Below are 1,841 nucleotides of genomic sequence, written 5' to 3'. Positions count from 1 at the left end.
GATGTAGAGCTTGTTGGAACCGAGCAGCACGGTCTCCGTCCATGGAAACCAGGTGCGGGGCATGTCGATGACGACATTGTCGAAATAGGCCGAAACGAGATCCAGCATGCGCACCACGACATCGGTCTTGAACGAGCGCATCTCGGCTGGATGCGCCGGTGCCGCCAGCACGCAAAGCCCGCTGGCATGCTTGGACAGCATCACGTCGAGCAGTTGGCGGTCGAGACGCTCGGGCTGGTTCTCGATCTCGGTGATGTCGAAACGCGGTTCGAGGTCGAGATATTCGGCACAGGCGCCCTGCTGGAAGTTGAGATCGACGACGCAGGTCGAGGCTCCGCGCGTCACCGAGTGATGCAGCTGGAAGGCGGTCTGCAGCGCCAGCGTCGTGGTGCCGACGCCGCCCGCCGCAGGCATGAAGGTATAGATTTGCGACTCGGTGTTTTCCTCGCGCCCGGGCCCTTGCAGCGCCCGTACCACGGAGCGCACCAGATCGGCCGTGGTGATCGGCTTGACCAGGAAATCCGCGACCTTGAGCTGCACGAGAATACGCACCGCGGCCGCGTTGAACTCCTGGGTGACGACGACGACCGGAACCTTGTCCTCCAGCCGACGCATGATGCGCTGCAGCGACTCGACCTCCTCCAGCCTTGCCGCATCCATGTCGACGATGATGGCGCCGAAGTCGGCTTCCTGGATCTCACCGCGCAACTCGGTAACGTTCTTCTCCACCGTCGAGAGCTGTATGATCTCGGAGGCGGAAAATGCGGTGCGCGTGTCCTGCGCAAACGTCCTGTCGGTCGATACGAGCAGGATCTTCCTGGTCTTGATGCCGTTTGCCATTCTGTCAGCCTGTCAGGTCGCCCGTTGACCAGTTGCCCGTTGAATCAGTTGCCTGTGGTCGACTGCGACGCCTTGGCACCGGCCGCCTGATCGGGTGTGACAGCCGCGGCACTGCCTCGTTGGGCCGGCACCAGGAGCCTGGTGTTCTGGACCCCGTATTTCCAGGGATCGACCATCTGCATGACGGTGTTGGCGGCCTGCGCATTGCCGGCGCCGGCCGTTGGCCCTTCGCTGCGCACATAGTCGTCGCTGGTGCAGCCAGCGGCAAAGCCGGCCAGCAGCAAGGCGACGCTCGATCCAAAGACCAGACGCATGGCTTCAATCCTTCGGCAGGTCGAGGAAATGCCCAGCCGAAGCGGCCGCTGCAGGTTGAGTGACGCGGCCGTCTGCCAGCGCCACGGTGCGACCGGCATCGGAATCCTTCACTTCCTCGGTGTTGTTGAGAAAATAGTCGGCATTGCTGGCCGGCTGCGTGCCATCTGTCGGCTCGACGAGCTTCTTCGACGGATCGACCGGCTTGACCAGATAGGGCGTTACGATGATGACGAGGTCGGTCTCGCGCCGCTGATAGGATTTGGACGAGAACAGAGCCCCAAGCACCGGCATCTTGCCGAGGCCCGGAATGCGCGACGTGGTGATGTCGTTTTGCGACTGCAGCAGTCCAGCGATCATGAAGCTCTGGCCGTTCTTCAGGTCGACTGACGTCCTGGCACGGCGCACGATGAAGCCAGGAACCGAGATCGTCCCGATATTGTAGGAGGCCGACGCATCGATCGAGGAGACTTCCGGCGCGATATCAAGGCTGACCAGCCCGTCTTTCAGAACCGTCGGCGTGAAATCCAGGCTGACGCCGTATTTCTTGTAGCTGACCGAGATCTTGCCGTTGTCCTCCGAGACCGGGATCGGGAACTCGCCGCCGGCGAGGAAGCTCGCCGTCTGACCGGACCGGGCGATCAGGTTCGGCTCGGCCAGTCGCCGCGCCAAGCCGCGCTCCTCCAGCG

3 protein-coding genes are annotated in these 1,841 nt (G+C 62.8%); all 3 read right to left on the bottom strand.

The features are described from left to right. Nucleotides 1-840: response regulator (locus EN879_RS34265; protein WP_127274629.1), on the bottom strand; the 840-nt coding region annotated here is incomplete at its 3' end. A 44-nt stretch (nt 841-884) separates the two neighbouring features. Continuing rightward, the gene (locus EN879_RS34260; RefSeq protein WP_013531962.1) at nt 885-1,154 is read right to left on the bottom strand and encodes a hypothetical protein; all 270 of its coding nucleotides are present in this window, start codon (nt 1,152-1,154) and stop codon (nt 885-887) included. 4 nt (nt 1,155-1,158) lie between these two features. Beyond that, the coding region (locus EN879_RS34255; protein ID WP_164774772.1) for a type II and III secretion system protein family protein at nt 1,159-1,841 on the bottom strand (683 nt) is incomplete at its 5' end.

Origin of the sequence: Mesorhizobium sp. M7A.F.Ca.AU.002.02.1.1 (assembly GCF_003998535.1) — a bacterium.
Lineage (GTDB): Bacteria > Pseudomonadota > Alphaproteobacteria > Rhizobiales > Rhizobiaceae > Mesorhizobium > Mesorhizobium ciceri.
This window is presented reverse-complemented; position numbering and strand designations above follow the sequence as displayed.

What these genes read in the sequence shown, in the direction of transcription:
- EN879_RS34260 (WP_013531962.1), bottom strand. Translation starts at nt 1,154, where the DNA reads ATGCGTCTGGTCTTTGGATCGAGCGTCGCCTTGCTGCTGGCCGGCTTT.